At 41.3% G+C, this 8,806-nt stretch carries 8 protein-coding genes and 1 tRNA gene; 6 read left to right on the top strand and 3 right to left on the bottom strand.

Going from position 1 to position 8,806, the window contains the following annotated elements:
- Nucleotides 1–41: 41 nt before the first annotated feature.
- The 3 genes from HZC45_09645 to nth all read left to right on the top strand — a co-directional run bounded on the left by HZC45_09645 (nucleotide 42) and on the right by nth (nucleotide 2,356).
- The gene (locus HZC45_09645; protein ID MBI5683399.1) at nucleotides 42–1,013 is read left to right on the top strand and encodes a polyprenyl synthetase family protein; all 972 of its coding nucleotides are present in this window, start codon (nucleotides 42–44) and stop codon (nucleotides 1,011–1,013) included.
- A gap of 13 nt (nucleotides 1,014–1,026) precedes the next feature.
- A complete protein-coding gene (locus HZC45_09640; protein ID MBI5683398.1) occupies nucleotides 1,027–1,512 on the top strand; it encodes an adenosine-specific kinase in 486 nt (161 codons plus the stop codon).
- Between the two features lie 199 nt (nucleotides 1,513–1,711).
- On the top strand, nucleotides 1,712–2,356 hold the full coding sequence (gene nth / locus HZC45_09635; GenBank protein MBI5683397.1) for an endonuclease III: 645 nt from the start codon (nucleotides 1,712–1,714) through the stop codon (nucleotides 2,354–2,356).
- Nucleotides 2,357–2,566: 210 nt separating this feature from the next.
- On the opposite strand, the gene HZC45_09630 is transcribed toward nth, so the two are convergent.
- From HZC45_09630 to HZC45_09620, 3 genes are all read right to left on the bottom strand, one after another.
- Nucleotides 2,567–2,641, bottom strand: a tRNA-Val gene (locus HZC45_09630).
- Nucleotides 2,642–2,901: 260 nt separating this feature from the next.
- A complete protein-coding gene (locus tag HZC45_09625; GenBank protein MBI5683396.1) occupies nucleotides 2,902–3,693 on the bottom strand; it encodes a hypothetical protein in 792 nt (263 codons plus the stop codon).
- On the bottom strand, nucleotides 3,626–3,991 hold the full coding sequence (locus tag HZC45_09620; protein ID MBI5683395.1) for a metalloregulator ArsR/SmtB family transcription factor: 366 nt from the start codon (nucleotides 3,989–3,991) through the stop codon (nucleotides 3,626–3,628). Before HZC45_09620 ends, HZC45_09625 begins: the two co-directional genes overlap by 68 nt.
- A 121-nt stretch (nucleotides 3,992–4,112) precedes the next feature.
- Between HZC45_09620 and HZC45_09615 the strand changes: the two genes are divergently transcribed.
- The 3 genes from HZC45_09615 to HZC45_09605 all read left to right on the top strand — a co-directional run bounded on the left by HZC45_09615 (nucleotide 4,113) and on the right by HZC45_09605 (nucleotide 8,751).
- Nucleotides 4,113–4,508: a hypothetical protein gene (locus tag HZC45_09615; protein MBI5683394.1), complete on the top strand. Its 396-nt coding sequence runs from the start codon at nucleotides 4,113–4,115 to the stop codon at nucleotides 4,506–4,508.
- The gene (locus HZC45_09610) at nucleotides 4,454–4,789 is read left to right on the top strand and encodes a TIM barrel protein (GenBank protein MBI5683393.1); all 336 of its coding nucleotides are present in this window, start codon (nucleotides 4,454–4,456) and stop codon (nucleotides 4,787–4,789) included. The genes HZC45_09615 and HZC45_09610 overlap by 55 nt, the downstream gene beginning before the upstream one ends.
- A gap of 584 nt (nucleotides 4,790–5,373) precedes the next feature.
- Nucleotides 5,374–8,751, top strand: coding sequence for an N-6 DNA methylase (locus HZC45_09605; protein ID MBI5683392.1), 3,378 nt, complete (start codon nucleotides 5,374–5,376; stop codon nucleotides 8,749–8,751).
- Nucleotides 8,752–8,806 lie beyond the last annotated feature (55 nt).

The raw sequence follows: 8,806 nt of genomic DNA, 5'->3' as shown, positions 1-8,806 counted from the left end.
TTCAAGGCTAAAGCCTTGAGGGACGAGGGAAACGAAAAGATATGATACAACAGATTTACGATTTGATTCAGGATGACCTGAAGAATGTTGATATTGAATTCAAAAAAAACCTTCATTCAGACATATTCCTGATTAGAAAGATGGGGGAATATATACTTGGAAACGGCGGCAAGAGGGCAAGACCGCTTTTGGTATTGTTATCCTCAAAACTGTGCGGATACAAGGGCGAATCGCATATACCATTTGCATCAATAGTTGAATTTATACATACCGCAACCCTTCTACATGATGATGTTGTAGACGAGGCTGATTTAAGAAGAGGCAAGGTGTCTGCAAATATCCTGTGGGGGAACGGCGCAAGCGTGCTCGTAGGAGACTTTCTATATTCAAAATCATTTTACCTGATGATTGAGCATGGGGATATGGAAATTCTAAAGGTCATATCAAAGACAACAACACAGATGTCAGAGGGGGAAATCCTTCAACTGTTAAAAAGCAATGACCCGGAAACCACAGAAGAAGAATATCTGAAGATTGTGGAAAATAAAACAGCAATCCTCATGTCCGCTGCATGCCGCATAGGCGCTATACTTGGCAGGGTTTCAAAGGAAAAGAAAGACGCCCTCGCAGGTTTTGGTTTAAATCTCGGTATGGCGTTTCAACTTACAGACGACTGCCTTGATTACACATCTAAAGATGAAGAACTCGGCAAGGCAGTAGGAAATGACCTTAAGGAGGGGAAGATCACTCTGCCTCTAATATATCTTTTAAGGAACTCAACACAGGATGAAAAACAGGAAATCCTGAAATTGATAGGACAGGATGACATGAACAGGTCAAAACTTGCATATATAATCTCCCTAATCAATAAATATCACTGCATTGAATCTGCAATGGCAAAGGCAAGGGAATATACAGACAGGGCAAAGACACTCATTGAGATATTTGAGCCTTCTGCAGAAAGGTCAGCGCTTACAGGTCTTGCTTATTATGTGTTTGAGAGAAGGTTTTAGAGGTAAAAACCAAATGGAACTTAAAACCATAAAAATAGACATCCCGCAGGGGTCAAACATAATCCTCGGGCAGACGCATTTTATAAAGACCATTGAAGACCTCTATGAAATAATTGTTACGAGTGTGCCGCAGGCAAAATTCGGGATTGCGTTCTGCGAGGCGTCAGGTCCGTGCCTTATAAGACATGAAGGGAATGATAAGGAACTTACAGACAAGGCTATTGAAAATCTCTCAAACATTGGGGCAGGTCATGTCTTTATGATTATTATAAGGGATGCCTTTCCAATAAACATATTAAACGCAGTCAAAAACTGTCAGGAGGTCTGCCGGATTTTCTGCGCAACTGCAAACCCTGTTGAGGTTGTTGCCGCAGAAACATCACAAGGCAGAGGCATAATGGGGGTTATTGACGGCTTTTCGCCAAAAGGAGTTGAAACTGACGAAGATAAAAAGAAGAGAAAGGATTTTTTGAGAAAGATTGGATATAAGATGCAGTAAACCCAGTAACCTTAAAGATGAAACTATATAGAGCGTTATAACTTCGCATACCTGTGTTGCCTGCCTGTGCGTTGCACGCAGACAGGTCGTTGCGGCGTATGCTTAAAATACGCCTCACTCCTCGCTTTTGTCGCGCCCGGGGCACCCATGCGAAGCATGGGTCGTGCTTTGTTCTGACGCTCTATATGCGCATTTATTTATGTCGCTGTATATAAAGGAAAAGGCAAAGAGGATTATTGATATACTTGAAAGAGAACATCCAAACCCAAGACCTGCACTTAATTTTAAAACCCCGTTTCAACTTCTGATAGCCACAATTCTCTCTGCCCAGTGTACAGATGAAAGGGTAAACAAGGTCACACCAATATTGTTCAAAAAATTCAAAACCCCAGAATATCTTGCAAATGCCGATATTAAAGAATTGGAAGAAGTAATAAAACCTACAGGTTTTTATAAAAACAAGGCAAGAAATATTAAGAAATGTTGTAAAAAAATTGTTCAGGATTTTAAAGGGGGGATTCCTTATACATTGGAAGAACTCATCACACTGTCAGGTGTTGGCAGGAAGACAGCAAACATAGTCCTTGGCAACGCCTTTGGCAGACAGGCAATAGCAGTTGATACGCATGTAAAAAGGGTATCTAAAAGGATTGGACTTGCTGAATCAGATAATCCTGATAAGATAGAACAGGCACTCTGCAAGATAATCCCTCAAGATAAATGGACAGATGCAACAAATCTTCTTATACTGCATGGAAGAAATATATGCAGGGCAATTAAACCCTTATGTTGGCAGTGTAAGGTAATAGATTATTGTGATTTTGTTACTGCTAAATGGAGTTAAGATGAAAGAGGCAGAAAGAAAAAATATCTTAATCTTAAAGAAGATAGACCTGCCCCTGCCTTTACCTACGGGCTTTTAAACCCTATGCCGGCTGCTGCTGCAACGGGTCTATCTTCTGTGAGTGTAGTGAGTAATGCCCTTGACTCAGATGGTTTAAACTACCTGAGTCTACCGCATAATGAGGCAAGTTCAGTAATTAAATGATTTTTATGGTGGGCGGTACTGGGTTTGAACCAGTGACTTCTACCGTGTGAAGGTAGCACTCTGCCGCTGAGTTAACCGCCCGCATGAGCCTTATTGAATAACTAAAATAGAAAGCATCTACGGGATAGTTTTTATCATAATTGATAAGCCTGTCAAGAAGTTATATGCCCAATGTCAAGCCAATTTAGAAATGTTCTCTTTAAATACAGCCGTTTTTTATAAAAAAGAGGGAGGCTTTGGCCTCCCTCTTTTCCCGATGAGGTTATTAAAAATGGCAAGATACCTTCTGAATCCAATGCACCATATAGGCTGTCAGGCATGTACAGTATGCAGATTGGAGTTCAGGTCTGTTTAACTCTCCCGGGAAGTCCTAAAGTTTCATCAAAGAAAAGTCTATTTTCTGTTTTTTTAGCAAACCATACTAAAGCAAGCATTACAGGCACTTCAATAAGGGGACCTATAACAGTCGCTAATGCAACAGCAGGGTTAAATGCTGTTATTGCCATTGCAATGGCTATCTCAAAATCCCTTCCTGTGGAATTGAATGCAACTGCAACGGAGTCTTTATAGTTTAAACCTAATCTCCAACTTGTAAGATAAACCGCTGCAAACATTGTCCAGAAAAATATAGTTATCGGCACAGCCATGTGGACTATAAATAATGGATGCTCAAGTATTAAATCGCCTTTTAGGGCAAACATAACAGTCAGGGTAAATAAAAGCCCTGCAATTGACACTGTATCCAGATAAAACTTAAGTCTTTCAAACCAAACCTCTCCAAACCTTTTTATGCCCAAAAACCTTGTTAATATTCCTGCAATAAGCGGAATACCGAGATAAAGGAGCACGCTTACAACGCCGAGGGCAAGTGTGTTGGCTATACTAAACTCATATGTGCCGTGAAAGATAGACTTAATAGCGTCAACAGGCGGTGTAATCTGAAAGTCAGAGATGCTGTAAAACTTGCCTATGTCTATCCCTATAGACATGCTGATAATGACAAACAACGGAAGCAGTTTAAAGTTATGTATATGTCTTAAGAAATCTTTAACCATTATTGCGCCATTAGCATCCTGTCTTTTCTCTGCTGTAATCAGCCTGTTTTGCTCCTCTCTTTTTGAGGAAAGATTCAAGTCTCTTTTGGCAGTTTGCTATGCTTGTTTCTGATACTCTTTCATTAATAGAAAGTATCAGAAACCTCTTGAACATATCCGCGCCATCAAGTCTGTAGTAAATCCATTTGCCATTCTTTTTGTCTTTTACCAGTCCTGCGCCCTTTAAGACATTTAGATGAAATGATACCTGCGGCTGCACCATATCAAGAGCAGCGACAATATCGCACACGCAGAGTTCATCATTTTCAAGGAGTTTTAATATCTTGAGCCTTGTTTCATCCGAGAGCGCCTTAAATGTCTCTGCCAGTCCTTGTATAACTTCTTTTTTTGTTGCATAAACCATATCTTATGTTAATTGCGCAAGATAAGTGAAATTTACCTGTTAATAGGTGCATTTAGTATAAATACATATACATAATTTTTTATATGTATGTCAAGTGGATATTTGGGATATTTTCAATTATAATATTAAAAACATGCCTCTTGGATTTCACATATCCATTGCCGATGGCATTTCAAATGCTGTCCTACAGGCAGAAGAACTCGGCTGCGAAACAATGCAGATATTTACCCGCAGTCCGAGGGATTGGCGAATCAAAAGTTTTAATGCTCAAGATGTTAAAGAGTTTAGATCAGTCGTTAAACAAAGCGCCATTAACCCGGTTGTCATTCACACCTCATATCTGATAAATCTTGCATCCCCTGATGAACGTATATACAATCGTTCTGTAAATCTTTTTATGCACGAGATAAAACCGCGCAAAAAATCGGCGCTGACATGCTCGTTACGCATTTGGGCAGCACAAAGGGTTTGGGCGATAAGTTCGGTTTAAAAAGGGTAATAGAGGCTTTGTCTATTGCCTTAAATGAATGCAGGGGAAGCATAAAAATCCTTTTTGAGAATACTTCAGGTTCAGGTTTTACATTTGGCTATAAACTTGAAGATATAGGCAGGGTAATCAATGCCTTTGGGAAAAATAACAGGCTTGGTTTCTGCTTTGACACCTGCCACGGTTTTGCTGCAGGATATTCTTTAAAAAATGAAGAGGATATTGATACAATTATAGAAAACATAAGAATATTGGCATTGAACATCTGCGCCTTATTCATCTGAATGATTCTATAGGCAGACTAGGTTCCAGAAAAGACCGCCACCAGCATATAGGCAAAGGGTGCATAGGCATAAACGGTTTCAGGGCAATATTGAACCACCCGCTGCTCAAAGACCTTCCCATGATAATGGAAACCCCTAAGAAATCAGATATGGATGATAAAAGGAATATGAAGGTGGTGAGGGAATTGGTATGCTAAAAACTGATGGTGTTCTTTAGCGACCCTTTCCTCCCTCATGAGTTTTTAGAGATTCAACACTCTGCCTCTGCCCCAAAAGAAAGCCCCACTTTCTCACATCCCAAAAGCCGGAGGTTTTCATTTCAAGGATTATTGAGCCATCCTTTTGCCTGACAAAATTTTCTCATTTCTAAAAGCATCAACTTTATGGTATAGGGTGAGAGGGAATTTTATGCCTTACAACGAAGCGGATACAAGGGCAAATCTCATTGACCCGAAACTTAAGCAGGCTGGCTGGAATAACAACCTGATTTCCCGCTCCAAGGTTTGAGCCTCAAGGTGCTATAAAATCATTACTTATTAAGCGAGCCGATAGTGTCTACAGTCAAAGCCAACGAAAGAGAATTTATGAGTCAGGTCAATATCTGGCTCAACGAGGCAATCTCTCAAGGCTCGTATTCGTTTGAAGCTGCCTCATCAGAACCGTCAATCAAAGTCTCATCCGCCACAACAAATTTTCCCGACATCCAAATATGGCTGAATAGAAAAGCAGGCATGGGCTTTTGCGGCTGGGAACTAAAAACCCCTACAACTCCTGTTGACGATAAAGCCCTCCTTGAAGATGCCGCAAAAAAGGCGCGGGCAATGAATGCCGACTATTTTGTAACATGGAATATGCGGGATGCCGTTATCTGGAGGACGCCGAACTGTCCTGTCCCCGAGAGTTTAAATCGGGGAATTGAACAGGTCAGCCATGAACACCGTTTAAAAACCTATCCTGCAATCCTCCCTGTTACCGAGGTCAACGACCTCTGGGTTGTGTCAAAGCAGGAACTTCTCAAGGCAAGGGCAAGAGAGATACTTTATGACCTCTCTATACTTCATCGCGACGGACATCTCCACCTTGTGGATGTGGATTCCACTTTCTTTATTCATATACTTACCGAAGCGGTCAAAACCCTTATCCCGCACATCCATCAAGCCCTTATCGCTAAAATGGGAAAAGATAAAAAGTTCAAGGAATCTCTTTTTGACTGGGCTATAAAGCAGGCAATTGCCAACTATGACGACCCTGCATTTTATGAAACAGTCTCACGGCAGGCGGTTTACCGCCTTTTCGGAAAGGTTCTGTTTTATCTTACCTTGCGGAGATTCCGTTCAGACCTTCCTGCAATGCTTCTCAAGGAAACTCCGCCGTCCCGGTTGAACGAAAAACTGAAGGAATATTTTGAACTGGCAAGGCAGATTGATTATCAGGCTGTGTTTGAAGAGGACTTTACCGACAATATTCCTGTCCCTCCAATAGCTGCGCCGTTCATTGTCGCCCTTGTTGAAGATTTGAACCGCTTCAACTTCTCTTCTATGCCGCACGACGTTGTGGGCAATGTATTTGAAAAACTCATCCCTCCTGAGGAGCGCCATGCGCTGGGACAGTATTTTACCCGAGAAGACCTTGTTGATCTGATAAATACCTTCTGCATCCAGACAAAAGATGCAAAGGTTATTGACCCGACTTGCGGCACCGGCACATTTCTTATCAGGAGTTATGACCGGCTCAAGACCTTAGGCGAAAAGACGCATACAACCTTGCTTTCTCATCTATGGGGTTTTGATGTTGCGCATTTTCCCGCTGAACTTGCCACGATAAATTTGTATCGTCAAAACATAGAGGACTATAGAAATTTTCCAAGGATATTATCAAAAGATTTTTTTGACATTAAACCCACAGACTCCTTTAAATTCCCTCCGCCAAAGGCAACTGCCGACAATGATTTTATGATAGAGGAGAAACCTCCCGCATTTGACGCAGCAGTGGGCAATTTTCCCTACATTCGTCAGGAGTTGATTGAAAAGAGGCTCAAGAGATATAAAGAAAAACTCGGCAGAACCCTTGCGCATGGCTGGATGAAGGAATATCCCGAATTGTTTGACAGCAGGGGAAACCTGAAACTTTCAGGACAGGCGGATGTCTATGCCTATCTCTTTTTTCACACAGCAAGATTTTTAAAAGAGGACGGTGGAAGGATGGGGATTGTAACATCCAATTCATGGCTTGATGTTGCCTATGGTTATGAACTACAAAAATTCTTTCTCAAGAACTTTAAAATTATTGCAATCCTTGAATCCCGCTGTGAGCCGTGGTTTGAAGATGCGGCAATAAATACCGTAGTTACCATTCTTGAGAGAATACCTCTTAAACCCTCTCCCCTTGCGGGAGAGGGCAAGGGTGAGGGGGTAAAAGAAGACAGAGACAACCACCTTGTAAAATTTGTAAAAATCAAAAAGCGTCTGAAAGACCTCATCCCGTGGGATATGAAAATGGAGGCGACAAGGAGATGGAGCGGGCTTGATAAACTTGCGCATACAATTGAAAAGGCCGGTTCAGAGCATTTTCAGATAAAAGGGACAAAAGTTGAAAACACCTTGAAGGGAATTGCGACTTACGAGGATGATGATTTTAGAATCAGAGTCATAAAGCAGGGAGAGTTATCAGAAAACCTTGACGCCAGCGGCAAGACAGTTAAATGGGGACAATATTTAAGGGCGTCTGATGTGTATTTTGAAATTCTTGAAAAGTGCAAGGATAATCTTGTGCCGCTAAAAGAAGTGGCAGAGGTCGGTTTTGGAATAAAGACGGGGATAAATGAATTCTTTCATCTTACAAATGAAAAGATTAGGCATTGGAATATTGAAGATGAATTTTTGTTCCCTCTCTTGACATCTCCCAAAGAGATAGAAACACTTTTCATTGAGCCTAATAACATAGAATTTAAGGTGTTTGTTTGTTCAAAAACAAAGAAAGAACTGAGAAATGAAAAGCAATTAGGCGCGTTAAGGTATATTGAATGGGGTGAAAAACAGCGGACAAAAGAACGAGGCGGTCATAAAAAGGGCGGCACGCCGTTTCCTGAAGTTCCATCGGTTCAAGGAAGGTCGTTTTGGTATGATATAGGTAAAACTGCTCCGTGTGATTTTGTTGTAAACAGATTCATAGGAGAACGATTTTTCTTTTCCATAAATAAAACAGGTGCGTTGATAGGCGACGTGGCATTTGTTGCCGATTTAAGAAACAGAAAAGATATTGATATTTTTTCTGCAATATTAAACTCCACTCTTGTTTCTCTCTTCGTGGAACTTAACGGAAGGGCGGGATTAGGAGAAGGTTTGCTAACCTTTTATGGCCCGGATATTGTTGACCTACCTGTTATTGATCCAAGCAAAATATATACAGAAAAGAAAAAAGTGATCATAAAATCTTTTGAGCAGCTTTCAAGCCGCCCCATCAAACCCATCTTTGAAGAAGTCAAGATGAAGGACAGGCAAAAATTGGACAGCCTTGTGCTTGAGGTAATCGGTCTTGACCCGAAAAAATACCTGAAGCCGATTTATGACGGCATCTGTGAATTGGTGCGGGAGCGGATAGAGCTTGCCGGGATGAGGAAGAAGATCAAGAACGGCAAGGCGGCAAAAGATGTGGAAAAACTTGTCGAGCAAATTGCAAGTGAAATAATCCCGAACGGAGCCAAAAGATTCCCGGAGGAGTTTATAGACAGCAGGTATTTGAAGGACGCAAAAGAAATCTCCGTCCCGAACGAACCGTTAAAACTTGGGGCTTATTTTATGGGGTGGCAAGAGGTATTGTCCGAAGGTGGCTTTAAATATCAGGCATCAAGCCTTGAAGAGGCAAAGTTTATCATCTATTCACAAAAAACAAATTCGTATATCGTCAAACTTCCCAAAGATAAAATCAGCATAAGAAAGGCAGTGGATGAATACGAAAGATAGAGAGAAGGGCTAAAAGATGAACTCTTTCAGGCCTTCTTCACCCGCAGCCACGACC

It is taken from the genome of Deltaproteobacteria bacterium (genome assembly GCA_016223005.1).
Classification (GTDB): domain Bacteria; phylum Desulfobacterota; class GWC2-55-46; order UBA9637; family GWC2-42-11; genus JACRPW01.
The sequence above is the reverse complement of the archived record's forward strand: the minus strand, read 5'-3'. Positions and strand labels throughout refer to the sequence as shown.

Coding starts and splice junctions, on each gene's coding strand:
- HZC45_09645 (MBI5683399.1), top strand. CDS start 42: ATGATACAACAGATTTACGATTTGATTCAGGATGACCTGAAGAATGTT.
- HZC45_09605 (MBI5683392.1), top strand. CDS start 5,374: ATGAGTCAGGTCAATATCTGGCTCAACGAGGCAATCTCTCAAGGCTCG.
- HZC45_09640 (MBI5683398.1), top strand. CDS start 1,027: ATGGAACTTAAAACCATAAAAATAGACATCCCGCAGGGGTCAAACATA.
- HZC45_09610 (MBI5683393.1), top strand. CDS start 4,454: ATGCTCGTTACGCATTTGGGCAGCACAAAGGGTTTGGGCGATAAGTTC.
- nth (MBI5683397.1), top strand. CDS start 1,712: ATGTCGCTGTATATAAAGGAAAAGGCAAAGAGGATTATTGATATACTT.